Annotated in this window: 31 protein-coding genes; 13 read left to right on the forward strand and 18 right to left on the reverse strand. The window is 69.2% G+C overall.

The annotated features are described in order from the left end of the window. Positions 1–66 precede the first annotated feature (66 nt). Positions 67–663, reverse strand: coding sequence for a YveK family protein (locus tag ABEA30_RS03860; RefSeq protein WP_345579239.1), 597 nt, complete (start codon positions 661–663; stop codon positions 67–69). Between the two features lie 215 nt (positions 664–878). On the opposite strand from ABEA30_RS03860, the gene ABEA30_RS03865 reads away from it, so the two are divergent. Beyond that, entirely contained in the window at positions 879–1697 is an 819-nt protein-coding gene (locus ABEA30_RS03865) for an SGNH/GDSL hydrolase family protein (RefSeq protein WP_345579242.1), read from the forward strand. Between the two features lie 48 nt (positions 1698–1745). Here the strand turns inward: ABEA30_RS03865 and ABEA30_RS03870 are convergent, their stop codons facing one another. From ABEA30_RS03870 to ABEA30_RS03900, 7 genes are all read right to left on the reverse strand, one after another. Then, the gene (locus ABEA30_RS03870; protein WP_345579245.1) at positions 1746–3845 is read right to left on the reverse strand and encodes a prolyl oligopeptidase family serine peptidase; all 2100 of its coding nucleotides are present in this window, start codon (positions 3843–3845) and stop codon (positions 1746–1748) included. Positions 3846–3929: 84 nt separating this feature from the next. Next, positions 3930–5159 carry a serpin family protein gene (locus tag ABEA30_RS03875; RefSeq protein WP_345579248.1) on the reverse strand — a complete coding sequence of 410 codons (1230 nt, stop codon included), beginning with the start codon at positions 5157–5159 and terminating at the stop codon, positions 3930–3932. Then, positions 5156–6376 carry a serpin family protein gene (locus ABEA30_RS03880; protein ID WP_345579251.1) on the reverse strand — a complete coding sequence of 407 codons (1221 nt, stop codon included), beginning with the start codon at positions 6374–6376 and terminating at the stop codon, positions 5156–5158. The genes ABEA30_RS03875 and ABEA30_RS03880 overlap by 4 nt, the downstream gene beginning before the upstream one ends. Further along, the gene (locus ABEA30_RS03885) at positions 6373–7788 is read right to left on the reverse strand and encodes a serpin family protein (RefSeq protein WP_345579254.1); all 1416 of its coding nucleotides are present in this window, start codon (positions 7786–7788) and stop codon (positions 6373–6375) included. Before ABEA30_RS03885 ends, ABEA30_RS03880 begins: the two co-directional genes overlap by 4 nt. Before the next feature lies 1 nt (position 7789). Beyond that, positions 7790–8275: a SigE family RNA polymerase sigma factor gene (locus ABEA30_RS03890; protein ID WP_182766254.1), complete on the reverse strand. Its 486-nt coding sequence runs from the start codon at positions 8273–8275 to the stop codon at positions 7790–7792. A gap of 331 nt (positions 8276–8606) precedes the next feature. Then, on the reverse strand, positions 8607–9692 hold the full coding sequence (locus ABEA30_RS03895; RefSeq protein WP_345579260.1) for a hypothetical protein: 1086 nt from the start codon (positions 9690–9692) through the stop codon (positions 8607–8609). A 1-nt stretch (position 9693) separates the two neighbouring features. Beyond that, a complete protein-coding gene (locus tag ABEA30_RS03900) occupies positions 9694–10200 on the reverse strand; it encodes a SigE family RNA polymerase sigma factor (protein WP_345579262.1) in 507 nt (168 codons plus the stop codon). A gap of 429 nt (positions 10201–10629) precedes the next feature. On the opposite strand from ABEA30_RS03900, the gene ABEA30_RS03905 reads away from it, so the two are divergent. Next, entirely contained in the window at positions 10630–11679 is a 1050-nt protein-coding gene (locus ABEA30_RS03905; protein WP_345579265.1) for a lipoate--protein ligase family protein, read from the forward strand. Here the strand turns inward: ABEA30_RS03905 and ABEA30_RS03910 are convergent. Next, positions 11645–12598 carry a COX15/CtaA family protein gene (locus tag ABEA30_RS03910; RefSeq protein WP_345579268.1) on the reverse strand — a complete coding sequence of 318 codons (954 nt, stop codon included), beginning with the start codon at positions 12596–12598 and terminating at the stop codon, positions 11645–11647. The genes ABEA30_RS03905 and ABEA30_RS03910 overlap by 35 nt on opposite strands. Positions 12599–12695: 97 nt before the next feature. On the opposite strand from ABEA30_RS03910, the gene ABEA30_RS03915 reads away from it, so the two are divergent. Further along, complete coding sequence (locus ABEA30_RS03915) at positions 12696–13382, forward strand: carbohydrate kinase family protein (RefSeq protein ID WP_345579271.1); 687 nt, start codon at positions 12696–12698, stop codon at positions 13380–13382. Further along, complete coding sequence (locus ABEA30_RS03920) at positions 13379–13525, forward strand: hypothetical protein (RefSeq protein WP_345579274.1); 147 nt, start codon at positions 13379–13381, stop codon at positions 13523–13525. The genes ABEA30_RS03915 and ABEA30_RS03920 overlap by 4 nt, the downstream gene beginning before the upstream one ends. Before the next feature lie 55 nt (positions 13526–13580). Here the strand turns inward: ABEA30_RS03920 and ABEA30_RS03925 are convergent, their stop codons facing one another. The 6 genes from ABEA30_RS03925 to ABEA30_RS03950 all read right to left on the reverse strand — a co-directional run bounded on the left by ABEA30_RS03925 (position 13581) and on the right by ABEA30_RS03950 (position 19611). Continuing rightward, positions 13581–14405, reverse strand: a complete 825-nt coding sequence (locus ABEA30_RS03925; protein WP_077343552.1) for a carbohydrate ABC transporter permease — start codon at positions 14403–14405, stop codon at positions 13581–13583. Beyond that, positions 14402–15319, reverse strand: coding sequence for a carbohydrate ABC transporter permease (locus ABEA30_RS03930; protein WP_345579282.1), 918 nt, complete (start codon positions 15317–15319; stop codon positions 14402–14404). The genes ABEA30_RS03925 and ABEA30_RS03930 overlap by 4 nt, the downstream gene beginning before the upstream one ends. Before the next feature lie 8 nt (positions 15320–15327). Next, complete coding sequence (locus tag ABEA30_RS03935) at positions 15328–16632, reverse strand: ABC transporter substrate-binding protein (protein ID WP_345579285.1); 1305 nt, start codon at positions 16630–16632, stop codon at positions 15328–15330. Positions 16633–16701: 69 nt separating this feature from the next. Beyond that, a complete protein-coding gene (locus tag ABEA30_RS03940) occupies positions 16702–16986 on the reverse strand; it encodes a penicillin-binding transpeptidase domain-containing protein (RefSeq protein ID WP_345579288.1) in 285 nt (94 codons plus the stop codon). A gap of 370 nt (positions 16987–17356) precedes the next feature. Continuing rightward, entirely contained in the window at positions 17357–19099 is a 1743-nt protein-coding gene (locus ABEA30_RS03945; RefSeq protein WP_345579291.1) for a hypothetical protein, read from the reverse strand. Continuing rightward, on the reverse strand, positions 19096–19611 hold the full coding sequence (locus ABEA30_RS03950; protein WP_345579294.1) for a SigE family RNA polymerase sigma factor: 516 nt from the start codon (positions 19609–19611) through the stop codon (positions 19096–19098). Before ABEA30_RS03950 ends, ABEA30_RS03945 begins: the two co-directional genes overlap by 4 nt. Positions 19612–19835: 224 nt before the next feature. On the opposite strand from ABEA30_RS03950, the gene ABEA30_RS03955 reads away from it, so the two are divergent. The 5 genes from ABEA30_RS03955 (at position 19836) to ABEA30_RS03975 (ending at position 21435) form a co-directional block, all read left to right on the forward strand. After that, on the forward strand, positions 19836–20129 hold the full coding sequence (locus tag ABEA30_RS03955; RefSeq protein WP_345579297.1) for a BrnT family toxin: 294 nt from the start codon (positions 19836–19838) through the stop codon (positions 20127–20129). After that, positions 20116–20415, forward strand: a complete 300-nt coding sequence (locus ABEA30_RS03960; RefSeq protein WP_345579300.1) for a ribbon-helix-helix protein, CopG family — start codon at positions 20116–20118, stop codon at positions 20413–20415. The genes ABEA30_RS03955 and ABEA30_RS03960 overlap by 14 nt, the downstream gene beginning before the upstream one ends. 155 nt (positions 20416–20570) lie before the next feature. Then, positions 20571–20813 carry a type II toxin-antitoxin system Phd/YefM family antitoxin gene (locus ABEA30_RS03965; RefSeq protein ID WP_345579303.1) on the forward strand — a complete coding sequence of 81 codons (243 nt, stop codon included), beginning with the start codon at positions 20571–20573 and terminating at the stop codon, positions 20811–20813. Then, positions 20810–21076: a Txe/YoeB family addiction module toxin gene (locus ABEA30_RS03970; RefSeq protein WP_345579306.1), complete on the forward strand. Its 267-nt coding sequence runs from the start codon at positions 20810–20812 to the stop codon at positions 21074–21076. Before ABEA30_RS03965 ends, ABEA30_RS03970 begins: the two co-directional genes overlap by 4 nt. Positions 21077–21195: 119 nt before the next feature. Next, the gene (locus ABEA30_RS03975; protein WP_345579309.1) at positions 21196–21435 is read left to right on the forward strand and encodes a VOC family protein; all 240 of its coding nucleotides are present in this window, start codon (positions 21196–21198) and stop codon (positions 21433–21435) included. 225 nt (positions 21436–21660) lie between these two features. Here the strand turns inward: ABEA30_RS03975 and ABEA30_RS03980 are convergent, their stop codons facing one another. Further along, positions 21661–22314, reverse strand: a complete 654-nt coding sequence (locus ABEA30_RS03980; RefSeq protein ID WP_345579312.1) for a cold shock and DUF1294 domain-containing protein — start codon at positions 22312–22314, stop codon at positions 21661–21663. 29 nt (positions 22315–22343) lie between these two features. On the opposite strand from ABEA30_RS03980, the gene ABEA30_RS03985 reads away from it, so the two are divergent. Beyond that, positions 22344–23477 (forward strand): sulfite oxidase, encoded by a 1134-nt coding sequence (locus ABEA30_RS03985; protein ID WP_345579315.1) that lies wholly within the window; start codon positions 22344–22346, stop codon positions 23475–23477. A 103-nt stretch (positions 23478–23580) separates the two neighbouring features. On the opposite strand, the gene ABEA30_RS03990 is transcribed toward ABEA30_RS03985, so the two are convergent. Further along, positions 23581–23778, reverse strand: coding sequence for a DUF1232 domain-containing protein (locus ABEA30_RS03990; protein WP_345579318.1), 198 nt, complete (start codon positions 23776–23778; stop codon positions 23581–23583). Positions 23779–24062: 284 nt separating this feature from the next. On the opposite strand from ABEA30_RS03990, the gene ABEA30_RS03995 reads away from it, so the two are divergent. From ABEA30_RS03995 to ABEA30_RS04005, 3 genes are all read left to right on the forward strand, one after another. Beyond that, entirely contained in the window at positions 24063–24587 is a 525-nt protein-coding gene (locus tag ABEA30_RS03995; protein WP_345579321.1) for a GyrI-like domain-containing protein, read from the forward strand. 136 nt (positions 24588–24723) lie between these two features. Next, positions 24724–25356, forward strand: a complete 633-nt coding sequence (locus ABEA30_RS04000) for a protealysin inhibitor emfourin (protein ID WP_345579324.1) — start codon at positions 24724–24726, stop codon at positions 25354–25356. 26 nt (positions 25357–25382) lie between these two features. Further along, positions 25383–25694 (forward strand): monooxygenase, encoded by a 312-nt coding sequence (locus ABEA30_RS04005; protein WP_345579327.1) that lies wholly within the window; start codon positions 25383–25385, stop codon positions 25692–25694. A gap of 19 nt (positions 25695–25713) precedes the next feature. On the opposite strand, the gene ABEA30_RS04010 is transcribed toward ABEA30_RS04005, so the two are convergent. After that, positions 25714–26244, reverse strand: a complete 531-nt coding sequence (locus tag ABEA30_RS04010) for a DUF1697 domain-containing protein (protein WP_345579330.1) — start codon at positions 26242–26244, stop codon at positions 25714–25716. Positions 26245–26498 lie beyond the last annotated feature (254 nt).

Genomic DNA, 26498 nt, shown 5'->3' on the forward strand with positions numbered 1-26498 from the left:
CCTGGCGAACCGGAGGTTCACTGCTGAGGCAACGATCAGTTCACCCGGAGGTATTGACATGAGGCATCACGGGACGCTGCGCAGCACTGCTTGCCCGAATCCGAGCAGGAGGCCCAAGAGCGCGCCGAGCGCGAGGTTCATCGCCGGGCGGGGAGCGGACGGTGAAGCGGGCGCCACCGCCGCGTCGATCACCGTGGCGCTCACCAGGCGGGTGCCGTCGGGGCCGGCCGGTGCGAGTGCCTCGGTCGAGCTTTGCAGGCTAGCCGCCACCGCATTCGACAACTCTGCCGCCCCTTGAGGCGAACCGTCCTCGGCGGCAACCTTGATGATCGACGTCGCAGTCGGGGAGGAGATCGCCAACTTCTCGCCCAGTTGCTTGACCGACAGATCGAGGCCGAGCTCGTCGATGACCGGCTGGAGCACCAGGGCAGAGGTGGCGACGGAGACGAATGAACCCACCTGGCGTTCGGCGTACGTCGCGCCTTGGGACAGTTCGCCGGCTGTGCCGCCGCTCTCCACAGCGATGAACACCGAGGAGGTGGCGGTGTACGTGGGGCTCTGCAGCAACGTGAAGCCGGCTGCCAGGGCGATACACAGGAATACGGTTGCCAGCGTGCTCCTCCAGTATCGGCGAGCGATCTGCAGGTACTGCTGCAACTCCATTGATGATTCCTTGTCCAGCCAGGGCGCTCCAGACCGATCCGGAGCCTTATCCGTTTGTTCACAGGGGATGTTATGGCGGCGACGGGTCACCGCTTTGTCTACCCTAACCCGAAGTGCCCCGGGTAGCCGACTCGGGGCCGGGTTCACGCCGTCGGTGGCAACGTGCACTAGCCTCTAAGGCGTTCCGTGAATTTCGATGACAGGAAGACAGGGTCATGCGCACTCCCCGTGATTTCGGCAGGCTGAGCATCATCGGCTTGATCGTGCTCGGCGTGCTCGCCGTCGTCCTGGCCGCCGCTGCCTTGCTGATGAATCGGCCTATCGAGGCCGAGCCGGCCCCGGGCGGGACCTCCTCCGCTGCGGTGACCCCGTCGTCGGATCCGGTGATTGAGTCTTCGCCGCCGTCGGTGGTCGTCTCGGAGCCAGCCACCCCGTCGCCGACCGCAGACGTGAGTGAGGGTGTGCCGCCGGCCGTCGTCGAGACGTCGCCGGAGCCGAGTGCGTCTGAGTCGCCGGCCGTCGGCGGTCCCACCGTCGTGGTCATCGGCGATTCGTACTCCATCGGCGACGACACCTGGGTGACCACCGCCGCAGAGGCGCTGGGCTGGGGTGAGGTGGTCAATTTCTCCTCCCCCGGCCGCGGCTACATCACGGCGCCCCGGGCGTGCGACTTCACCCCGTGTGCGGACTTCGCCCGCTCCGTCGGCCTGGTCGCCGACGCTGATCCTGACGTCGTCGTGACGTTCGGTGGGGTCGCTGACGGTGATTACAGCATCAGGCCCGGTGCCGACGCGTACTACGCCTCCTTGCGGGAGGCACTACCGGACGCCGAGATCGTCGGCATCGCGCCAGTCACCACGGAGGATGTGGCTGAGTACTGGCTGACGCTGCACGGGCGCAGCATCAGCGCGGCGCTGGATGCCGTCGACGGGGTCTTCGTGAGTGCGGGCCAGCCTGGTTTGGGCGACGGCACGTCGTTGTCGGCTGAGGCGCAGGACGCGATTGCTGCGGCTGTCGTGGAGGCGCTGAGTTAGGCCGGCGGGCGCGCCTAGAGCCCATCGACCAGTCACAGAGCAACTGGCTCAGGGGACGAGGCCGGTGTGGTGAGCGGCGAAGGCCAGCAGGTCCGCCCACTCGCTGGCGACCATCTGCAACGACTTCCCCGCACCGTGACCGGCTGACGTCTCCACCCGGAGCCACGCCTCGGCGGGCGACACGGCCTGCAGGGCCGCCGCGAACTTGAAGCTGTGCAGCGGCACCACCCGGTCGTCGTGGTCAGCGGTGAGGATCATCGTCGGCGGGTACTGGGTGCCTTCCTTGAGGCGGTGCAGCGGCGAGTAGGCGTAGGCCGCGTCGAAGCCCTCGGGGGTGTCGGGGTCGCCGTAGTCGCTGATCCACGCCGAGCCGATCGTGAACTTGTGGAACCTCAGCACGTCCAGCACGCCGACGGTGGGCATCGCCGCGGCGAACAGGTCGGGGCGCTGCGTGAGCGCGGCGCCGACGAGGAGGCCGCCGTTGGAGCGGCCGTAGATCGCCAGCTGCTTCGAGGTGGTGACGCCCGCGGAGATGAGGTGTTCGGCCACCCCGATGAAGTCGTCGAACACGCGCTGCTTGCTGGCCAGGCGGCCGTCGTCGTACCAACGGGTGCCGAACTCACCGCCGCCGCGCAGGTTGGCGATCGCGAGCGCTCCCCCGGCCGCCAGCCACGCGGACCAGCCGGGGCGGTAGTCGGCGAGGACGGGGATCTTGAAGCCGCCGTAGCCGTAGAGGAGCGTGGGACGGGGGCCCGAGTGGTCGTCGTCGGGGGTGATGAGGAAGTACGGGACAGGCGTGCCGTCGGCGCTGGGCGCGCGGTGTCGCTCCACGGTGAAGGACGGCGCGAACCGTTCGGAGGCCGCCGTGAGGGCGATGGGCTCGGCGGGGAGGGCGTGGGGGCCCTTCGGCCTGCCCGGCTCCTCCGTCGCAGGGGCAGGCTCGGCGACCGGCAGCGGCACGTGGAAGGACGCGGTGGGGGTGGCGATGGTGCTGAGGCCCACGAAGGCCTCGTCGCGCACCGGGGAGGAGTCAAGGGCCACCAGGGCGCCCGCCGGGAGGTCGACGGGGCGCGGGCTGGAGCCGTCGAGGTTGCGGTACTCGACGCGATGCTGGGCGTCGTCGAGGTAGGCCAGGAGTATGCCGTCCCCCGAGGCTTCGACGGCGGAGAGCGTGGCGTCGGATTCCGGGACGACCTCGCTCAGTTCACCGCCGGCCACGTTCATGCGGATGACCCGGCCCAGCGGGGCATCGAGGTCGGTATGCAGGTACAGGTGGCCGCCGTCGGTGCGGATGAAGGTGTACTCGGCGTCGGCCGTGTCGAGGGGCTTGACGGGCTCGCCGAGGGTGGAGCGGCCGTCCGCCGTGGTGATCGGGTAGACCCACAGGCGGTTGACGTTCTCCGTGCCGCGGAAGATGCTCACGACGAGCCAGTTGTCGTCGTGGCTGACCTCGCCGCTGGCCATGGTGTGCGGCTCGTCGGGGAAGGTCAGCAGCAGCTCGTCGTCGCCGCAGGGGCGGTGGATCATGAGGCGGGCCACCCCGAGGCCGGCCGTCGCGGTGCCGCGGGCGTCGTCGGCCTCGTCGAACGTGGTGTACAGGAACGAGCTGTTGTCCGGCAGCCAGGCGGGGCTGGAGAACTTCGCGGTGACCTCGCCGTCGAGGTCCTCGCCGGTGCGGAGGTCGCGGGTGCGGATGTGCTGCCAATCCGAGCCGCCGTCGCTGCGGGCGTAGGCCATCAGCGAGCCGTCGCGGGCGACGGTGAAGGTGGACAGCGAGGACGTGCCGTCATCGCTCCACGTGTTGGGGTCCAGGACGACCTCTCCCCCGTCGACCAGCTCCTCGAGCGTGGGCGCGGTGTACCAGAGGTCCTGCGCGCTGGTGCCGTCGTTGCGGCTGACGAACCAGCGGCCGCCGCGCTTCAGCGGCACGCCCGCCCGGGGGCGCGCGACGATGCGGCCCATCAGCTCCGTGAACCAGCCGCGGGCGGGGAGGTGCTGGAGTTGGGCCTCGGTGAAGTCGCGCTGCGCCGCCACCCACTCCTGCACCTCCGGGTTGTCGGCGTCCTCGAGCCAGCGGTACGGATCAGGGACGGCGGTGCCATGGAGGTTGTCGACGGTGTCGTCGCGGCGGGTGTGGGGGTAGGTCATGGAACCAGCCTATGGGGCGTGTTCCAGGAGGGGTGGGGGCGGTGTCGTCCACCGCTCCGCGTCCTTCGACCAGCCCCCGGCGGCTCAGCCTGCGGCGGCGGGATCGGCGATGCTGGCGAGGAACAACGGCCAGCCGGTGCGGGTGTCCAGCACGCGGAACACATACGGGCGGTCCACCTCGAACACGCCGTCGAGCATGGGGGCGCTCTCCGCCACCGCCAACTCGGTGACGGCCGCGCCCACGGTGCCCTTCGCGCTGACCTGGAGGATCACCTGCTGCACCCACTGTTCGCCGTAGCCGCCGGGGAAAATGCCGCTGAGGTCGCTGAGGTCGATCTCAGGGAGGGCCTCCATGAGGTCCGTTTTGGATTTGAGGTCGAACGACGGCATGACCACCATCACCTGCTGCTCCGAGGCGTCGTTGAGGGCGGCGGTCGCTGCCTCGAGGTCCTCCGCGGCCAATTCCTCCGGGCCCGTCCCCTCGTCAGGGAGCACGACGTCGGCGGCCAGGTTGTCGTCGTAGGGCAGCCGCACGGCGGTCCAACCGTCGCCCTCGGCGAGGCGGGCCGTGACGAGGCCGCTCACGCCGTCCACCTCACCCGCCCCGGCCGGGCCGGTGAACGGGACCTTGCGCTCCTGCTCGAACGGCGTGCGCCACGCGGCGGCGAACAGGACGGCGTCCTGCAGCACGGCGACCGTGTCGGGCTTGACCTTGACGCCCGACTTCTCGATGAGGCCGGCCGTATGGAGGTTGACCCACTCGTCGAGGCTGGCCTGCGCCTCCGCGCGCGGGGACTGCACCGCGGCCGCGTCGTAGAACTCGGCCAGGCGGTCGAGGAAGGGCTGCTCCAACGTCGCGTCCACCGCGAGGACGCGGCTGGACTGATGGACGACGGGGCTCTCCGGCGGGTCGTCGACGTCCACCTCGTCGGGGAGGGAGTCGTACGGGGCGAGGGCTTGCCGGAGGGCGCCGAACGCCTTGGCGCGGTCGTCGCCGGTGAGGCCGAGGATGTCGTCGAAGCTCTGCAGCGAGACGGTCTGCGCGCCCTCGGCGGCCTGGGCCATGGACATGCTGAGGGAGCTCGGGGAGGTGAGGCGGTTGTCGCCTTCGGTGTTCTGGATGACGCGCCAGGCGACCTCCTGGGAGACGCGGGCCGCCTCGTCGACGTTGGGGGTGGTGTCGAGGGGAAGGTCGAGGACGGCTGCGGCGCCTTTGACCTCCGTCGCGATGGGTTCGGCGGTGGGTTGGGAGCAGGCGGTGAGGGCGAGGGCCGTGATGAGGAGCGCTGCCCGGCTCAGCCAGCGGATGTTCATGATTCCTCGCTCGGGTTGGAGATGGCCGCCAGGAACAGGGGCCAGCCGGTGCGGGTGTCCAGCACGCGGAAGACGTACGGGCGGTCGACCTTGAAGGCTCGTGGTTCTTGCGAGGTGCCGCTCGCAGCGACGACCACCTCGGTCACGGCGGCGCCGACGGTGCCCTTGGCTGTCACGATCAGCTTCGCCTGCTGACCCCACTGATCCGCGTAGCCGCCCGGGAAGATGCCACCGAGGTCGGATAGGTCGATGTTCGGGAGGGCGGTGAGCAGGTTGGTCTTGGCGGTGAGGTCGAAGGCCGGCATGGTGACGTCCACCGGCTCCGGCTCAGCCTGCGCCAGCACGAACCGGGCCTCGGCGAGCTCACGCTCGGTCAGCTCCAAGGGGTCGACGCCGGGGCGGGGCAGGATCACGTCGGCCGCCAGGGCGTCGTCGTACGGGAGCCGCACGGCCGTCCAGCGCTCACCCCCGGCGAAGGGGAGGGAGAAGGTGCCCGCGAGCCCGTCCACGGGCGTCACTCCGTCGGGGGTGTCGAACGGGATGGCCGGCTCGCCCGTGAACTCCTGCGCCCAGGCGGCGGCGAACAGAAGCGCGTCCTGGAGGACGGCCACGGTGGAGCCGTCGGGCGTCACGGCGGATTGCGGGATCAGGCCGGCGGTGTGCTTCTTGACCCAGGCGTCCAGGTTGGGTTTGGCGTCGGCGAGGGTCACCTGTTGGGCAGGGGCGTCGTAGAACTCGGAGAGGCGGTCCAGGAAGGGCTGCTGGAGCTCGGAGTCGACGGCCAGCACCCGGCTGGCCTGGTGCACCACGGGGGTCTCGGGCGGGTCGTCGGCATCCACCTTGCTGGGGAGGTCGTCGTACTCGAGGAGGGATTGGCGGAGGGCCCCGAAGGCGCGGGCCCTGTGGTCGCCGGCGAGGCCGAGGGCGTCGTCGATGCTCTCGAGCGACGCGCCCCGAGCGCCTTCAGCAGCTTGAACGAGGGACATGGACAGGGACGACGGCGAGACCACCCGGTTGAGGCCCTCGCCGTTCTGGACGGCGAGCCAGCCGAGCGCCTCGGAGGCGTCGGCCGCCTCGTCGACGGAGGGCGTTGACTCGTAGGGCAGGTCGAGGACGGCGACGGCGCCCTTCGCCTCGCCTGCGTTGATCGCCGGGGCGGGTTGGGCGCAGGCGGTGAGGGCGAGGGCAGCGATGAGGCTCAGCAAGCGGATGTTCATGATTCCTCGCTCGGGTCGGAGATGGCGGCCACGAAGAGCGGCCAGCCGGTGCGGATGTCGGAGACGCGGAAGACGTACGGGCGGTCGACGATGAACTCGCGCTCCGCGGAGCCCCCGCTGCTCGTGAAGACGGCCATCTCGGTCAGCGCCGCGCCGACCGTGCCCTGGGCCGTGACGATCAGCTTGGTCTGCTGCACCCATTGCCCCGCGAAGCCGCCGTCGAAGATGCCGTTGAGGTTGGACAGGTCCAGCTGGGGCAGCGCGTTCAGGAGGTCGGTCTTGGCGGTCAGTTCCAGGGTGGGCATGGTGACGCCGATGGGAGCGGGCGCGGCGGCATCCAGGGCCGCGCGGGCGGCCTCGAGCTCCTCGACGGTGAGGCTTTCGGGGGCCACCCCCGCCGTCGGGAGGATGACGTCGGCGGCGAGGTTGTCGTCGTACGGGAGCCGCACGGCCGTCCAGCGCTCCCCCTCGGCGTAGGCGACCGGCAGGACGTCCGAGACCCCCTCCACCGTCTTGGGCCCCGCCGGGGTGATGAAGCTGATGGGCTGCTCGTAGCGGAACTCGTCGCGCCAGGCGGCGGCGAACAGCAGGGCGTCCTGGAGGACCGCCACGAAATCGGGTTTCGGCTCGATCGCGGACTGCTCGATGAGGCCGGCGGTGTGCTTGGTGGCCCAGGCGTCGAGGTTGGCCTTGGCGTCGTCGAAGGTGGTGGACTCGGCCTGGGCGTCGTAGAAGAGGGCGATGCGCTCGAGGAACGGCTGCTTCAGCTCAGAGTCGATGGCCAGCACCCGGCTGGCCTGATGCACGACGGGGGTCTCGGGCGGGTCGTCGGCGTCGACGCTTGCGGGGAGGGAGTCGTAGGGCAGCAGCTGCTCCCGGAGGGCGGCGAATGAGGCGGCACGGGAGTCGCCGGTGAGGCCGAGGGTGTCGTCGATGCTGGCCAGCGATGCGCCCTCGGCACCCTCGGCCGCCTGCACCAGCGACATGACCAGGGATGAGGGCGACACGACGCGGTTGGGGCCATCGGCTGCCTGGATGACGTCCCAGCCCAGCTCCAGGGAGCGCGTGGCGGCGAACTCCGGGGAGACCGTGACGGACCCCTCGCCGGAGGCGGCCTCAGGCGTAGCCTCTGCTTCCGGGGCTGCCTCTTCGACGGGGGGTTGGGCGGATTCGGCGACCTCGGCCACCGCGTCGGTCACCGGCGCGGAGGCGGGCTCGGCCACCGGGCCGGCGCCGTTGCCCAGGTTCAGCGCCAGCGGCACGATCAGCGCCCCGGCCAGCGCGAGGGCACCGGCGGCGACCAGCCCACGGGTGCGCCGACGGCGGCGGAGCGCCCCCCGGAGCAGACCTGCGGGGACAGTGGGGTGGGGGGCGGCGCGGTTGAGTGCGTCCCTGATGTCGTCGTCGTTCATCTCAAGCCTCCTGGGGCGTGAGGTGCGTCGACTCCCGGAGGGCGGCGCACGCTCGATGGGCGTACTTCTTCACCGCGCCCTGGCTGATGCCCAGTGCCTCGGCCACCTCCGCGATGGGCCGGTCCTCGACGTAGCGCATGGTCACCACCGCCCGCTGCATGCGGGGAAGGGTGGCCAGGGCGCGCAGCACGTCGAGCCGGAGCTCGGCGGTGGCGTCCGCGGCGGGTTGGTCGTCGTCGGGGACCTCGCTGGGGATCTCGGATCGCCAGCTGAGCCGTCGCCACCAGGAGATGTACGTGCGGTACATGGTGGTGCGGAGATAGGCCTCGAACTTGTGGTCGTTGGCCAGGTTGTCGTAGGCGCCCAACGACTTCGCCAACGCGGTTTGGAGGAGGTCTTCCGCGTGATGGGAGTCGCCGGTGAGCACCCACGCGGCGCGGAGGAGGTCGCCACCACGGTGGGCGATGAACGCTTCGATGCCCTGCATGGCCACCTCCTCACCCTAACGACGCGGTGGGGGTCGCGGGAGGTTGTCATGGAGAAGCGGTCGGTTGGGCTGGGTGGGGCGGGGCGTGGCGGACAGGGGGGCGCGGGTAGGGGCATCGGCATCGGGCCGGGCAGAGTGAAGTTGTGCAGCAAGTCCGCTGCACAACTCAACAACGCCCGGCTGGGGGCGGCGCTCCCGGGCTGGGCAGAGTGAAGTTGTGCAGCAAGTCCGCTGCACAACTTCACTCTGCCTCCACCCCCGAAGGCGGGCCGGGCGTCGACGGCGGGCCGGGCGTCGACGGCGGGCCGGGCGTCGCCGGCGCCTCGGCGGCCTACCCGGCGAAGAGGGCGTCGAGCTCGGCGGCGAACTCCGGCGCGGGGGTCCAGCGCATGAGGCTGGTCTCGCCGCGGAACTCGTAGCCGTCGCCGCGCTGCTCGAGCCGCAGCTCGTCGCCCCACACGTTGCGCAGCACCAGGGTGCGCTGCCCGGCGTCGTCGCTGTCTGCGGCCTCGGTGGGGACGGAGTTGGCCAGGGCCTCCGCCCCGATCTGAGCAGCCACGGATTCACGCAGCTCCACGTTCTTCGTGGGCTCCCCGGCCTCCAAGGCGCAGGCGTAACCGCCCACCACCTCGTCCAGCTCGACCGGGAACAGCGCCTGGTTGAACGTCACTGGGCACGCCTGCACCGGCGCGTACTCGCCCACGGGGCGTCCGAGCTGTTGGCGCTGCGCCAACCAGCGGGCCTCGATCTCGTCGCGGAAGAACGCCTCGCTCCCCTGCAGGCTGGTGTCGCCGTCGGTGAGTTCGGTGGAGTCCTGGATGTCGCCGGTGAACGCGGCCTTGCGGCCGTCGTCGTACTCGAAGATCACGGTGTAGGACTGAGCGGTCTCGGGGGCGTCGGCCTCGGTCAGCGGCGGCTGGGCGTAGAGGGCCTCGACGAGCCCGTCGACGTCCACGACGAGCGGCTCCAGCGGGCCGACCGTGCCGTAATCGGATGTGCAGAGCCAGGCGCGGGCCGCACCGGTGTCGATGGTGCCGATGTTGATCCAGCTGCCCACCGGCTCGTCGACCTCGTTGTAGCAGACCTCGGCTCCGGGCTGGCCGTCGCGTCGGGTCGAGAGCGACACCTCCGGCGACGGCGCGGTCACGCTGGGCGCGGGCTGAGGCGTCTCCTCCGGGGAGGTGGTGGGCGCCGCTGAGCTCACCGTCGGCTCCGGGGAGGCCACCAGGTTCTCGGCCCCACTCAACGACAGGTTGAGCGCCAGCGGGACCCCCAGCGCAAGCACCACCCCGGCCGAGAGACTGCCCGCAACCATCTGACGGCTGCGGCGCTTGCGGCGGGCGGCGGTGGCCCATCCGTTGGGCGAGGGTGCCTGCGGCACCGATTGCTTGAAGAGATCATGGAAGTCGTCGTTCATGTCACTCACCCCTTCCTGCGAGGTGCTTGGAGGCGCGCAGTGCGGCGCGGCCGCGGTACGAATGGGTCTTGACGGTGCCGGGTGAGATACCCAGGCGCTGGGCGATGTCGTCGGTGGCGAGATCCTCGAAGTACTGCAGCACGAGCACGGCGCGCTGCATGCGGGGCAATTCCTCGAGGGCGCGGACGAGGTCGCGGTTGACGCCGTGCGGTGTCTCGGGGGCGGCCGAATCCGCGACGAACTCGGCCGCCTTCTCGTTGCGCCAACTGAGCTTGCGCCACCACGACACGAACGTGCGGTAGATGGTGGTGCGGACGTAGGCCTCGAACTGGGCGTCGTTGCCGAAGTCGCCGTAGCGCGTGAAGGTCTTGGAAAGCGCGGTCTGGACGAGGTCTTCGGCGTGGTGGGAGTCGCCCGTCAGCAACCACGCGGCGCGCCAGAGGCCCCGGCCCCGCTGCGTCACGAACCCCTCGAAGCCGAGGGTCGCCTCGCTGACGTCGTCGTTCACAAGGCTCACCCTAACTGCGGCGGGAGCCGGTATGGCGAGTGTTTCGGCATGCACGGTGCCTCCTTGGTTGAGCGATCTGTCACCCCCAACACGCGTCGAGGGTGCCGTTCGGTGCACAGGGTCGGCGAAATGCCTGAGTTGGGGCGGTGAGTCGGGGCGCCGCGGCTGCCCGCGCGTCGAACCGGCCAGGCAGAGTGGAGTTGTGCAGCGGACTTGGTGCACAACTTCACTCAGCCCACCGTCGTGGCCGCTGCCCCCACCAGGCGTTGTCGAGTTGTGCAGCGGACTTGGTGCACAACTTCACTCAGCCCGCCGTCGCGACCGCCCACCCCACCAGGCGTTGTCGAGTTGTGCAGCGGACTTGGTGCACAACTTCACTCAGCCCTCCGCCACCACGGGCCCCAACCCCGGGTGGGTAAGCTCATCGACATGCGTGGCGAATACAAGGTTCCTGGCGGCAAACTCGTGGCGGTCGACGTCGAACAGCAGGGTGGCAGGCTCAGCCGCGTGGCCATCTCAGGCGACTTCTTCCTCGAGCCCGACGAGGCCCTGGACGACATCAACGGCGCGCTGCTCGGCATGCCCACCACGTCGTCGGTGGTGGAGATGGCCGAAGCCATCACCGCGCGGCTGCACTCCGAGACGCAGATGATCGGCTTCACGCCCGAGTCGGTGGGCATCGCGGTGCGCCGCGCCCTCGGGCACGCCACGGACTGGTCAGACCACACGTTCGACGTCATCGGCCCCGTCTCCATGGACCCGCGGATGCACGTGGCGCTCGACGAGGTGCTCGCCGCGGAGCTCGCGAAGGGCGAGATCCGCCCCAGCCTCCGCATCTGGGACTGGGACCAGCCGCTGGTGGTGATCGGCTCCTTCCAGAGCTACAAGAACGAGATCGACGACGAGGGCCGCGCCCGGCACGGCATCAACGTGGTGCGGCGCATCACGGGCGGCGGCGCCATGTTCATGGAACCCGGCAACTGCGTCACGTACTCGCTGGTGGTGCCGGTGTCGCTGGTGGAGGGCCTCAGCTTCGAGCGCTCCTACGAGTTCCTGGACCAGTGGGTGCTGGGCGCGCTGAAGGAACTGGGCGTCAACGCGCGCTACGTGCCGCTCAACGACATCGCCTCGGACAAGGGCAAGATCGCCGGCGCCGCCCAGCGACGGGTCACTGGCGGCGTCGTCGTGCACCACGTGACCATGGCCTACGACATCGACGCCGACAAGATGCTCGAAGTGCTGCGCATCGGGCGCGAAAAGATGTCTGACAAGGGCACGAAGTCGGCCAACAAGCGCGTCGACCCCCTGCGCTCGCAGACCCAGATGCCCCGCGACGAGATCCTGGCGTCGTTCCTGAAGCACTTCGAGTCGCTCTACTCCACGCAGCGCCGCGAGTACTCCGAGGATGAGCTGGCGAAGGCGAAGCACCTCGTGGAGACGAAGTTCAGCTCCGAGGAGTGGACCAAGCGGATCCCGTGACGGCCTCCGGGGCCGTGGGCGCCGGCGAGCGTCCGGCGACGGATCCCGCCCGCCCGATGAGGTAGCCCAGTGCCCACACGATCCCCGACGCCAGCGCGGTGTACAGCACCGCGAGCGTGGCGTTGATGCCGTTGGTCTGGGTGAGCGCCAACCCCTGGGCGCGGATCAGCAGCCCCAGCGCCAACTCGAGGACGGTCAGCGCGGCCAGCACGACGGCGGGCATGCGCAGCTTGGGGCTGCGCGCGGCCTTCGCCACCGTCGCCGCGATCAGCACGAGCGCCGCGGCAGCCATCACGATGCGCGCCACCTGCAGCGCCGGGTACTTGTCGATGTCGAGCACCAGCCACAGCGGCCAGCTGATGCAGCGCGTGAACGAGCCCGTGCCCGCCGACGTCACGCCCGCCACGACGATGCCCAGCAGGTGCATGGAGATCAGCACGACGAGGGCGCCGAGGCCGAGGCGTCGCACCGACGGCGAGCCACCGTCGACCCGGGAAGTCACCGCAGCCGACGCGACGGTCATCAGCGTCATGGCGACCATCGCGCCGCCCACGTCGATGAGGGCCAGGCCGAGCGGCAGGGTGAACAGGATGATCATCATCCCGAACACCGCGGAGCCGACGGCCAGGCCCAGCGCCACCCAGGGGAACACGCGGACCCGCACGTCGGAGGAGCGGCGCCCAAGCCACCCCGCCCAGCCCGTGAACACCAGGGAAAGGAACGCGATGAACCGGTGCACGAACTCGATGACGGGGTTGTTCAGCCACTCGAACTGCGGGAGGGGCGCCACCTGGTCGGCGTAGCAGACCGGCCACGCGGGGCAGGCCGAGCTCGAGTCGGTCGCGCACACCACCGAACCCAGCACGATCGTCGTGAAGAGCAGCGCCGCGGCCACCCGGAACACCGTCGTCGAACCCATCTGTTGGCCTCCTTGCCGTCGGACGCGGAAAGCCTATCCAGCGGGTGTCCGGCGGCCCCGGCGACCCCGGTTCGGCGACGACGCCTACGCCGACTGGATGTGGGACACGCTGTCGGGACAGGAGAGCATCGACCTGTCGGCATCCCGGCGGTTCGAGAACTTCCACTCCGCGCTGACGGTGTCGATCGCCACCGAGGGGGACCGCGCCATGGTCACCCACGGGCACGACCTGCCCGAACCCCTGGACACGCTGATCGACCTGGCGCCGTCGACGAAGGCGGCGGTCGTCGACCTCGGCGGCGAGACCGCCTGGTGGGGCGCTCTGGCGGCCAAGGGCGCACTGATCTTCGCCGACATCGGCTACGACGAGACCGAACGCTGGGATCCGGCACGGCTCGAGCCGCTGCGCCACTGCTACGCGTTCTCACCCAACGCCGGCGAGGCCATGCACTACACCCGCACCGACTCCCCACGCGACGCCGTGCGCGCGTTGGCCGACCTGGTACCGCTCGCGATGGTGACCGACGGCGCCGCCGGCGCGTACGCCGTCGACTCGACGACGGGCGAGGAGGCCTACTGCCCTGCCGTGCCGGTGGAGGAGATCGACACCACGGGCGCGGGGGACGTGTTCGCGGCGGCGTCGGTGCTGGGCGTGCTCGCCGGCTGGCCGTTGGGGCACCGGTTGGCGTTCGCGTCGCTGTGTTCGTCGTTGGCGGTGCAGCAGTTCGGCGGGTCGCTCGCGGCCCCGGCTGGGGTGACATCTCCGACTGGTGGAGGTGCGTGAAGCTCCGCGCGGCCGACGGCGACGTGTCGGCGGCGGGCAAGCTCGAGCGCTACGGCTTTCTCGACGACCTGGTCCCGAAGCACCGGGTCCACGGCGTCCGCCGCGCGGAGGGCACCTTCGCCAGCGCCTCCGACGCCCACTGACCGCAGCCGGTTCCTGAGGGGCCCCCGCGCGAAGCCGGCGCCCCACGAAGGACGCTCAGCGGATGCCCGACGTCGTCAGCCCCTGCACCAGATAGCGCTGCAGGAACAGGAACACCGCGAGCATCGGCAGGATCGCGACCAGCGACCCCATGAACAGCTCCGGATAGCGCACCCCCTGGCTGGTCATGAACTGGCTCAACGCCACCTGGACCGTGCGGGTCGCGTCGCGGCCGATCAACGTGGGCCACAGGAACGCGTTCCATGACCCGATCAGGATGATCGTGCTCACCGCCGCGATGATGCCGGTGGAGTTCGGCGCGACGATCCGCCAGAACGCCGTCCACGGGTTGCACCCGTCGACGAGCGCCGCGTCCTCCAGTTCGACGGGGAAGTCCAGGAAGAACTGCCGGAACAGGTAGGTCGCGAACGCGGAGAACATGCCCGGGATCACCAGGCCCCGGAAGGTGTCGACCCAGCCCAGCTGCGCCGTCATGATGAACATCGGCAGGAACGTCGTCGTCGCCGGCACCATCAGCGTGAACAACGTCAGCCCGAGCAGGAACTTCGCCAGCCGGTGCGTGTAGCGGGCCAGCGCGTAGCCCGCCATGACGGACACGACGACGGTGCCGCCGGTCTGCAGCACCGCCATGATCCCGCTGTTGAGCATGGCCCGGCCGATGCCGATCGAGTCGTTGGCCAGCAGCGAGTCGAGGTTGGTCAGGTTGAACTGGTCGGGCAGCCAGTTCCAGCGCGGGGCGGTGATGTTGCCCTGCGTCGAGAACGCGTTGCGGACGATCACGTAGAACGGCAGCAGGAACAGCAGCGCCAGCGCGACCAGCACGCCGTAGCGCACCGACGTCAGCACCCGGTTGCCCTTCATCGCGCGGCCCTCCGCTCGTTGCGGCCGAGTACCCAGTTCTGGCCGAGGCCGAACACCACGATGATCGCGGTGAGGATGATGGTGCCCGCGCCGCCGACGCCGAGATCCTGCTGGCCGCCGCCGAAGGCGATGAGGTACAGATGCACCAGCGGGGGGCGACCATAGGGCGGGTACTGGCCGATCGAGCTCAGCATGTTGAAGAACTCGTCGAAGGCCTGGAAGGCGTTGATGAACAGCAGCATGAGGACGGCGACGCTCGCGGCCCGCAGTTGGGGCAGCGTGATCCAGCGCAGCAACCGCCAACCGGAGGCGCCGTCGAGGGCTGCCGCCTCGTACGTCTCGCGGGGGATCTGGTTGAGGCCGGCGATGAACAAGATCATGTAGAAGCCCACCTGCAGCCACAGGCGGACGCTCACCAGCGCGACCCAGTAGAGGTTGTTCCCACCGCCGAGCCAGTTCACCGGGTCGCCGCCGGCGCTGCGGATGAACGAGTTGATCATGCCGAAGCGGGCACCGTTGAAGAACACGAAGCGCCAGATGATGGCGGCGATGACGTAGCTGACCGCCGTCGGGATGAAGAACACCGACCGGAAGAACGCCTGACCGTACTTGAGGTTATTCAGCAGCAGGGCGAGGCCCAGCGAGCACACGTAGGTGAGCGGCACGATGAAGATCGCGAAGATCGCGAACACCAGCAGCGAGTTGAGGAACAGCTTGTCCTGCAGCAGGTAGGCGTAGTTGCCCAGCCCCACGAACTTGGTGGGGGTGACGGTGTTGCGCGCGTCGAAGAACGACAGGTACGCGCTCCACGCGATGGGCACGTACACGAACGCCGCGAGCCCCAGGAAGAACGGCGCGACGAAGGCCAGGAACCACAGGTTGCGTCCCTGGCGTCCGCGCAGCCGCTTCAACATCGGGCAGGTTAGCCCTTCAGCTTGGCCAACTCGGTCTTGGCCTTCTCGGCGAAGCCGGCGAACTCGGCCTTCGGGTCGGCGTCGTTCTTGATGACGTTGCTGACGGCGGCGTTGAACGCGTCGCCCAGCGCACCCGACCACATGATGTCGTTGGTGAAGCCGTTCTCGGCGACGTACTTCGCGGCGTCCGCACCGGCGCCGTCGGCGAGCTTGTCGGCCTTGGGCACCAGCGCGACCTTGGCGGGCACGTGGGTGCCGTAGGCGTTGGAGAAGTCGACCTGCTTGTCCTCCTGGTCGATCCACAGCCACTTGACGAAGTCCTTGGCGGCCTGGACGTTCTTGCCCTTCGCCGCGACGCAGGCGCCGAACGCGCCGAACGGCACCACCGGGCGTCCCTTGGCACCGATCGCGGGGAACGCGATGACGCCGACGTCGTCGCCGTGGGCCTCCTTGATCGCGGGCAGCGACCACAGGCCGCCCCACTGGAACGCGGCCTCGCCGTTGACGAAGGCGCCCGGGTCGTACCATTCGGCCGACGCGGCCTGGAGGACTCCGCCAGACTTCGAGAAGTCGCGGTAGGCCACCAGCGCGTTGTAGAAGTCGTCGGTGAGGAACGCGGCCTCGGTGCGCTCCTCGTTGAGCTGCTCGTGGCCCGAGGCCCACAGCAGGATGGTGCCGAGCACGCCGACGCCGCCGTCGTTGCCGGCGAAGAAGCCGCCGATGTCGGAGGTCTTGACGGCGTTGGCGGCCGCGACGAGCTCCTCGAAGGTGGTGGGCACGGCGATGTTCTTCGCCTCGAGCAGCGAGGGCCGGTAGTACAGCAGCTGCATGTCGATGGTCTGCGGGACGCCGTAGATCTTGTCCTCGAACGTGAAGCGCTTGATGACGGCGGGGTTGAACTGGTCCTTGACCGGATCGATGATGTCGTTGAGGGGCTCGAGCTGACCCGAACGGATCATGTCGAGGCTGCCGCCCTGCTCCACCTCGAAGACGTCGGGGACGTCGTCGGTGAGCAGCTGGGCCGCGAGGATCTTGGCGTACTCGCCGGGGGTCCACCTCACCTCGACCTTGGCGCCGGTGTACTCGGCCGCGTACTTCTCGACGGCCTCCTTCACGCCGGCCTCGCCGTACTCGTGGTACCACTGCGTCAGAGTGACGTCGGAGGCGGGGGCCGAACCTGACGGGCTACCCGAGGGGGCGGTGCCGGTGGGCGATTCGGACGAAAGCGGGTTGTTGTCGCCACAGGCGGCGAGGACGGCGGCTGCCGAGAGACCGCCACCGGCGAGCAGGAGGGTGCGACGATTCAGGTTCATGGTCGAACTGTGGCACGGTTCGGGGTTGCAGGAAGGCCGTGTTCCGCCGATTTCTCTCCTGGCGTACGGCTACCGGAACAGCTGGAGGATCAGCGGGGCCGCCGTCGACCCGCCGCTGTCGCCCACCTCGACGAACGACGCCACGGCGTACTTGTCGTTGTAGGCGATCATCCAGGCGTGGGTCTGCAGGGCGCCCGCCTTGCCCCACTGCGCGGTGCCCGTCTTGGCCCCGGTCATCACGCCCTTGAGTGACTTGCCGGTGCCGGAGTCGACCGTGGCCTTCATCATCGTCTGCAGCATCTCAGTTGCAGAGGACCGCAGGAAGAGCGACCAGCCAGGAACCACCCCGCGCACGAACATACCCTTCCCCACCGTCACGACCCCTAACCGGGTCGTGACGGTGGGAACCACGGCCTGACAGCCCCATTTGTCGGTGGGTGGCGGTAGGTCGGAGTCATCCAAACAGGGGGTGCTTGACCAGCACCCCAGCATCTTCCGGAAGGGGAAGACCATGAATGAGAAGTTTTTGGCATCGTCACCGTCAGCGGTGATTGAGTCCACCGCTGAACGGATGGGGTTTCAGCCGGTTGAATCGGCCGTCGTTGTGGCGCTTGTCGGTCGGACGGTGGCGTTCTGTGCGCGGATGGATCTGGCCGACGCGGTGGAGGCGTCCACGGGCGTGACTCCCGCGCTGGACAGCACCGGCGCAGACGGCGTGCTGCTGCTAGAGCTCGAAGATGCGGTCCAGCTGGGCCTGCACGTCCGCCGACGGGGTCCACACGCGCGGGCCGTCGGCGATCCAACCGAACGAGCCGTCCTCGCCGCGGAGCAGCGTCATGGGCTCGCCGTACTTGTTGACCCACACCAAGGTGCCCTCGCCGGCGGCCCAGTCGTCGGGCTGCGGGGCACTCTCGAACGTGGCGGAGATGGCCTTGACCAGCTCCTGCGGCAGGTCCACCGGCAGCGCGCCGTCGGGGCCGAGGCAGGCCACGATCTGGGTCGCGCCCTCCACCTCGGGGCTGAACGGGACCAGCGAATCAGCCCGCGGGCACAGCTCCTGCGCGCCGTAATACATCCCGGCACCCTCATCCCCGGTCTGTTCGTGGAACAGGTCCACCAGCACGCCCACGAGGTCGCCGTCCTTCTGGACCGCGCCCGTCGCCGGGCCGCAGCCGTCCGCCCGCACGGCCGCCACGTCGCCCTCCATGCCGGCATACACCACATACACCTCGGGCCTGGTGCCGTCGGAAGGAAGGGCGCACTCCCCCTCGAGCACCGGGAGTCCGTTGAACGCCGCCACCGCGCGCTCCACGAACGCCGGCTCGTACAGGCCCCCGGGCGCGATCAGCCGCGGCCCGCCCTCGGGGCTCTCGAAGCAGAAGTAGACGCCGGTGATCTCGCCCTCGATGACCGCAGGGGTTTCTGCAGCGGTGTTGCGGGCCGCGGTGCAGTCCGGCCGCTCCGGCACGTACGGCTGCTGGGTGACGGGGTTCCCGAGCTGGCCGACGAGGGCGTCGAGCTCTGCCGCGAGGTCGCCCTTCGGGCGCCAGACCTGGCTGCCCACCACGTAGCTCCCGCTGGCGAAGCGGGTCAGCGTGACGGACTCGCCCCACGCGTTGGCGAGCACCAGGCGTGCGGTGGGTTCCCATTCGCCCAGGGCGCCGTCGACGGCGTTGGCGGCGACGTCGTCCTTGACGCGCTGGAGCACGTCGGCCGGCAGCTCAACACCCTCGCTCTTGGCGCCGGTGCCGTCGTCGGGGCGGCACAGGGCACCCTGCGTGGCGCCGTCGACCGTGGCCGGCAGGATGGCACCGATGGACGAGCAGACCTGCTCCGACGAGAGGCTGGAGGTCGGCGCGGGGCTCGCGGCCCGCTGCGCCTGCCACAGGCCGGCGAGCGTGTCGAGGAACGCGCCACCGCCGGAGCGGTTGCCCACGCTGCGGCAGCCGTGCAGCTCGCCGCGCACGGGCGTCATCGTGCCGTCTGCGGCCTCGGCGACCACGACGTAGGTCAGGGTGTACTCCGCCGTGCAGGTCTGGTTCGGGTCTGCTTTCGGGAGCTCCTGGAAGGCGGCCAGGGCCTCGTCGACCCCCTGCGTCAGCGGGTCCTGCGGCCCGGTGCGGGAGAAGCCGATCTCGCCCGGCTCGTCGCACAGCCACAGCCGGACGGCCTCCTCCGGCAGCTCGTCGGCTGTGGACCCGCCCGCCCCGGAACACGCGGCCTCGCGGTCCGCGGCAGCGGTCGCGACCGGCTCGGTGCCCAGCGGCGCAGGCACCGCGGTGTCGCTGGACCTGTTCATCAATTGCAGCGCGAACGGGCTCACGACGGCGAGCGCGGCCACCATGGCCAGCGTGCCCACAGTCACGCGCCGGCGACCCGCGCGGCGGCGGGCGTCCTCGGACCAGGCGCCGTCGCCCGGGCGGGGCAGGTCGCGCTTGAACATCTCGGACAGCTGGTCGTCGCTCATGACCGTTCCTCCTCGGACAGGTGAAGCGAAGCGCGCAGAGCCGCGCGCCCCTGGGAGGTGTGTGCCTTGACGGTGCCCTCGGCGATGCCGAGCAGCTCCGCCACCTCGGTGACCGTGCGGTCCTCCAGGAACCGCAGCACCATCACCGCGCGCTGCATCTTCGGCAGCGCGGCCAGGGCCCGGACGACGTCCATACTGACCGCCTGGTCCGCGCTCGTCGTTGGGCTGTCGGGCAGGTCGTCCGACGGCAGCTCGGCGTTCCACTTCCGCCGCCACCACGACACATAGGTGCGGTAGATGGTGGTGCGGACGTAGGCCTCGAACTTGGCGTCGTTGGCGAGCACCGTGTAGCGGCCGTAGGTGCGCCCGAGGGCGGTCTGGACCAGGTCGTCGGCCTTGTCGCGGTCGCCGGTGAGCAGCCACGCGGCCCGCCAGAGATCAGCGCGGCGGGTGCGGACGAACGAGTCGAAACCCACTGCCGTCTCGTCGACGGTGGGCTGGGCTTCGGACACGAGTACCTCCACACCTGTTACGACGCGTTGGCCCAAGTATGGGGTTTAGTCGCCGGTTCAGGAGACGGAAGTTCTAGCCATGGAGAGCGTGAGAATGCCGGATGGGTCGCGCAGCGAACCACGGAAGGCCCGAGGCGCATTCGTTGCCGCTCATGCCGAATTGAGAATGTCACGGCGGCGGGGAACCACTGGATAACGTAGTGCGTGCGTAGTACGCTGAGTTTGTGGGTGAAGGCATCGACTGGCGGCACCGGGGCGAGTACATCTCAAAGCACGGGCTGACGCCGGACGTCGCCGACGAGGCCTTCGCCGATCCGAACAGGCTGGCCATCGACCCAGATCCTTCGTCTGACTCGGGCAGAACCATCCGGGTCATCGGCTGGTCACCCACGACCAGCATGCTGATCACGGTCATCGTGCTCCCGGATGAAGGGACCACCTGGGGAGTCAACGCGTGGCCGTCGAACAGTACAGACCAGCGCCGATACCGAGAGGAACAGTTGGATGTCGATCAGTGATCTCATCGCGGCCGAAGCTGAAGCGGCCGAACGCAACCGAGATGCCGGCCTCGAGCCAGGAAGCAGGGTGACCCGCGGACACCAGCGTGCCAAGACGCTTCAGGTTCGCCTGAACGCCGAGGAACTCGAGGCGTTGACGCGGCTCGCAGAACGACGCGGCCTCCCCGTGTCCACACTGGCTCGGGACATTCTCCTGACCCAACTGGCGGGTTCCGGCGAATCCGCAGGGGCGTTGATTGCCAGGATCCGGGCAGAGCTGGACGACCTTGCCTCACGAGTAGCCTGACCCATCCGATCAACGTCCTGATCTGCCGCCGACCGCGCGCACTGCACTGGGAGTTGGAGCGGATAAGGCGCCAGGTGCAGCGTGACTTGGAATCTTCCGTCCATACTTGCAGGGACGTACGTCATAACGTACGCTGCTTGGTGGAGGTGGTACCCATGACTGCTGTAAGCGCAACGTCTGCCCGCGCGAACCTGTACCGGTTGATTGACCAGGTCAACGAAGAGTCCGAGCCGCTGACCATCACCGGTCAGCGTGGCAACGCCGTGCTTATCGGCGAGGCGGACTGGCTCGCCATCCAGGAGACGCTGTTCCTTGAGTCGGTACCGGGGTTGGCCGGTTCCATCCGTCGCGCCCGCGCGGAGGGCGTCGACGCGGGCTCGACCGAGCTTGACTGGTGAGTCCCTGGACTCTGGTGTACTCACGCCAAGCCCAGAAGGACGCCAAGACGCTGGCCTCCTCAGGGCTGAAGACGAAGGCGCAGCACCTGCTGGAGGTCCTGGCCCAGGATCCGTTCACCATGCCACCCAAGTACGAGAAGTTGGTCGGCGACCTCGCTGGCTGCTACTCACGGCGCATCAACATCCAGCACCGACTTGTCTATGAGGTGCTCCCTGATCGCCACGTCGTCCACGTCCTGAGGATGTGGACCCACTACGAATAGCCCCTCACCGAAACATCCGGACATGCCGCGACGATCAGGACGGACGCACCGATGAGAACCTCCGGGCCCGGCCCTCGTAACACTCTCCCAGCCGTGGCACACTCGCAAAGAGGAGGGTAGTGCGCATCATTCCGGACGTGCTGGTCACGGACATCACCGCAGCCGACGACTTCTACGGCGATCACCTGGGTCTGCGTCGCGAAGACCTGGGCCTTGATTGGGTGACCCGCTACATTGCTCCCTCGGGCGCCAACCTACAGTTGCTCACTCGAGACGGCGCTGCGTCCGATGCCCCAGCCATCTCGATCGCCGTTGACGATGTCGATGAGGCCTACGCCGAAGCCGTTCGTCGCGGGTAGGAGATCGTCCACCCGCTCACAACCGAGCCGTGGGGCGTCCGCCGCTTCTTCGTACGAACACAAGACGGTCATGTCGTGAACCTCCTGCGTCACCGCGAGTAGGCACGGATCTGCAGCGGTGCGCGAGGGAGACCTCTGCGGCTTGCCTGGCACCCCGGCACGACGGAGCAGTCCGCCGAGTTGCAGTCGAGGAGCACCGTGTGGGAAGGCGGCATCTGTCGCGCGTCAGAACGGGATGGGCCGGCCCATGGCAATCCACGCGAGGACTGAGCAGTTCGCGATGACGGTAAACCAGAAGACCATCTGGAACGGCTGCTTACGGGTCTTGTGACGGAATACCCGCTGAGCGATCAGGGCGCCGGGCCAGCCGCCCAACAGAGACACAGCCTGGAGGGTTCTTTCCGGAGTCCTCCGCGAGCCCTGAATCGCAGCCGACTTGTCCGCCCGGTACAGCGCAAACGCACACAGACTCATGAGCGTTGAAACCGCGACTGCGAGCACAGGTAGGACCTCGAAGGCGGCTAGGACGCCGATCAAGACCAAGAAGACGACGGCCACGGCCGCGGCCATGGGCACACCGCGCCTGGCCCATACGCTGAGGCGTTCTGCGGAGACCAGAAACTGCACCTTCGTGGCACGCAACCGTTGCCGGTCGTCCAGGCCCGGCAGGAAAGTGACAGTCGTTCCCACGACTGGGCGGACACCTCGTGGCAGTTCACTGACGTGCACGAAGACTGTGGATCCGCCGGAAACCGGAGTGATGAATCCGAAGCCCCGCTCGTCGTTCCACTGCGTGATCGCACCCTCTTGCCGCACGCCGATCCCCCTGCAATAGGCCACTCGTGGCAACCGAATTACCACGACGAGCCGGATAGCCACGGTGCCGCCGTGGGGCCCCATTCTGCACCATGCCCCGATTACGCGCCGCGTCAGCGCGGTCTGCCGCCCCGCCGGGAGCCGTCGGCCGCGGCGAGGCACGGCCGGGACGCCGAGCGTTCCTGCAGGCCGTCGCCATCGCGGTGGCCGTCGCCGGCACCGCAGCAGCAGCCGGCCGGTGGCTCACGTCGTCGCGCCGCGTGGAGGAGATCCGCAGGCTGCTGCGCCTCCCGCCACCGGCAACGCCCGCCCCCGCAGCCCCGCCCGATGCGAACTTGGCCATCCCCGGCCTGACTCCGCTGTACACCGCCAACGACGACTTCTACAGGATCGATACCGCCCTCTCCATCCCCCAGGTCGACCCGGAGCAGTGGTCGCTGGAGGTCCGCGGGCTGGTGAATCGCCCGTTCACCCTGACCTACGCGGATCTGCTGGCGATGCCCCACGTCGAATCCGACATCACCCTGGCCTGCGTCTCCAACGAGGTGGGCGGCAACCTGGTCGGCAACCCCCGCTGGCAGGGCGTCCCGCTGCGGGCCTTGCTGGAACGCGCCGGAGTGCATGACGGGGCCACCCAGCTGCTGGGCAGGTCGGTGGACGGGTTCACCGCAGGCTTCCCCACCGAGGTCGCCATGGAAGGAGGCGCGCTGGTGGCGCTGGGGATGAACGGCGAGCCGCTCCCTGCCCTCCACGGCTTCCCCGCGCGCCTGGTGGTGCCCGGCCTCTACGGGTACGTCTCGGCCACCAAGTGGCTGTCGGTCATCGAACTGACCACCTTCGAGGCCGAGGCCGGGTACTGGATCCCCCGCGGTTGGGCGCGCGAGGGGCCCATCAAGACGCAGTCGCGCATCGACGTGCCCCGCAGTCGAGACAGCGTGGCGGCCGGGCGCCAGCCCATCGCCGGCGTCGCATGGGCGCCGACCCGCGGCATCGAGATGGTGGAGGTCAGCATCGACGGCGGCCCGTGGAGGGAGGCGCGCCTCGCCGCCGGCCTCAACGTCGACACGTGGCGCCAGTGGGTCTATGAGTGGGACGCGACGCCCGGGAGCCACACCATCGCGGTGCGGGCCAGCGACGGTTCGGGAGACACGCAAACCGACGTCCGCACCCCGGTCGCGCCCGACGGGGCGTCGGGGCACCACACCATCGAGGTGCGGGTCGAGTAGTGAGCTGGGTTTCTGCAGCTACGTGGAGGTGCGGGCCTCACCCATGTGCCGAGCCCCGCCCGCCCACATAGCTGCAGCGGACATTCGGGCGGAGGGCGCAGGACTACTCGATGCCCTGACGTCCCGAGCCCTTCCTCGAGGTGAGCAGCTTCACCGCTAACCCGATGGCCGCGGCGATGACGGCCGCGTCATCCACCCAACCGACGGGGAAGACGACGTCTGGGACAATGTCGACTGGGGACACGCCGTAGATCGCCGCCACGGCGAGGACCAAGGCCGGTCCGACATACTTCTTGATCATCACTGGCTCACCGTATTGGCTCCGTGTGAGCCGGGGAGCGATATCCGTGCAACGTGCGCACGGTTGACGGGTGCGGGCTTCGTCGCCGTCGACGCTCAGGTACTGAGGGCCCTCAGGCGGTTCATGAGGCGCAGCATCGCCGGAACTCCCGACAGGCGACCGGGATGCCGCACGCAATGTGGTTCAGCCGGTGGCTGCGCTGCTGGAATCCGGCCACTCGCCCGTTCACGCCCGGTGCGCGGGGTAAGTTGCTGGTCACCGGACGTCCCACCGAGGGGAAGATCATGACTGAATCCCAGCCGGCACCGTACTACGAGGGCCCTCCGCGCTCCGAGGTGGAGTTCCTGGAGGCGGCGGAGATCCCCACCGTCGTGCAGAAGTTCAAGGACCATCCGCTGGCCGCGATGCCCCAGGCGATCGACGAAGCGGCGTCGGCGCTGTTCCCCGCGTTGGAGGCCGAGGGGCTCCGCCCGGCAGGCCCGGTGTTCGTGCTGTACGAGCGGATGCCCGACGTGAACGCGACCTTCGAGGTGGGCGTGCCGGTGGATCGCCCGCTGACCGCCACTGTTCCCACCCCGTCCGGGGCGTGGCTCGAGGGCTCGGTCCTTCCGGGCGGCGCGATAGCGACGGTCTCGCACGTCGGGTCCTACGACCGGTTGGGCGAGGCGTGGGGTGCCTTCCTCGAGACGGTGGAGTCGGCCCACAGGAAGGCGGGGCTTCCGTTCTGGGAGATCTACATGACCGAGCCCACGCCCGAGGCCGACCCGGAGTCGATGCGCACGGAGCTGGTCATCGTGCTCACCGACTGACATCAGGCCCGATTGCCACCCTCATCGGGAGACCGCGCACCAGACGGATGTGAACTCCCTTCCCCAACCGGGGCCGGGTCGCCTAGGCTCATGGTGACCGCATGGAACCGTCACGCCGCCCAACGAGGAGCGCACCATGACCGCCACTGATCACCCCGCCGTCGTCGCACTGTCGTCCGCCATCAAGAATGCCGCCAACCTCCTACGGCTCCCCATGGAGGGCATCGCCCTGGATGGCATGGAGGCGCGAGACTGGCCCGATTCATGCCTGGGCCTCGCCGAGGAGGGCGAGGCCTGCGCGGACGTGATCACGCCCGGCTACCTCATCCGGTTGGGCGATGGCTTCACGTACCACGCCGATCAGCAGGGCAACGTACGCCGAGCCCGAGGGGACGCACCACGGCCCGACAAGGACGTCCCGCACCCCGACACCGAGATCAGGCTGCGCTACTCGGTCTCCGGCGGCATCGCCGGCCGCTCAACGTCGTTCGAGACCGACAGCTACCAGTTGACCAAGGCTGAGGATGATGAGCTGCGCCGCCTCATCACGGAGGCGGACTTCTTCGACATTCCCAACGCCCTGCCTGAGTCACCGGTGGCTGACGGCATCACGATGCGGCTCTGGATCGCGATCGGCCGGCGATCGCATGAGGTGGTCCGGGGCGACGGCATCGACGCGGAGGACACTGAGGCCTTCCGTGCCCTGGTGGCGTGGGTGGATGCCAGGACGCCCCCGTTGTTCCCTGAGCTCTCCGGCGACCTGGCCTGACTCCGCTCCACCGACAGGAGATGAACATGGCCGTACTGGTGCAGGTGAACTTCCCGATGGAGGGGCCGTGGGGCGCCGAGATGGCGGAGGCCTTCCGCGGCTTGGCGGAGTCGATCAACGAGGAGCCGGGCTTCATCTGGAAGGTCTGGATCGAGGACCAGTCCGCGGGCCGCTCCGGCGGCATCTATCTGTTCGACACGCGCGAGCACGCAGAGGCCTACGTCGCGATGCACACCGAGCGCCTCGCCGGCTTCGGGATCGCGGGCGTCGAGGTCATCTACTCCGACGTGAACGAGTCGCTGAGCCAGGTGAACCGCGCGACGCTGACGGCTGGCTGACCACTGCTCCTTGCTCAGCTCAGGGGCTGAGGGCCTGCAGGCGTGCGCCGAGGCGGATCATCGTCGGAACTCCCCTGCAGGTGACCGGGATGCCGAGCAACTGGGTCAGCACCGGCCCGGCGGAGACTCCTGTGCCCGTTGCGCTCGTGACCGCGTGACAGGTGTCGAGTTGGTGCACCACGAGCTCGCCTGTGGGAAAGGTCTCCACGTGGGGCAGTGAGATCTTCGGGAGCGCGACGGCGTTGAAGAGGGTGACTTCCCCGGCGGGTAGCTCGGGGTCGAGGTTGGCCAGCCTGTCGAGGAGCCAGCCCGCGGAGCGGGTGACCACGAGATCGTCGTAGCCGGTGACCTGGGTGAGTCGTGCGACGACGGACTCGGCGAGGCGTTGCGGCTCGTCGCCGGAGAAGATGACGGTCCCGTTGGTCTGGAAGTTCACGGCGCTGACAGCGCCTGCGGCCGTGAACGCGCCCAGGAGCTCGGGCGAGCGCGGGGATTTGCTCCGCGCCTGACCGAGGTTCATGTTCCGGAAGAACGCCACGTGGAGGGTCATCTGGCCATGGTCGCATGCGAGCCCGCGGTGTCGTCGCCTGTGCGCGGCAGGGGCGGGCCGCTGCGTACGGTCGTCTGAACGCTTGGGGGTTTCGACACCGCTCGCAGAGCTCGCGGGCTCAACCAGCGTGACGGCTCGCGGGCTCAACCAGCGTGACGGCTCGCGGGCTCAACCAGCGTGACGGGCTCGCGGGCTCAACCAGCGTGACGGCTCGCGGGCTCAACCAGCGTGGGTTTCGACACCGCTCGCAGAGC

It is taken from the genome of Tessaracoccus lubricantis (genome assembly GCF_039544535.1).
Lineage (GTDB): Bacteria > Actinomycetota > Actinomycetes > Propionibacteriales > Propionibacteriaceae > Arachnia > Arachnia lubricantis.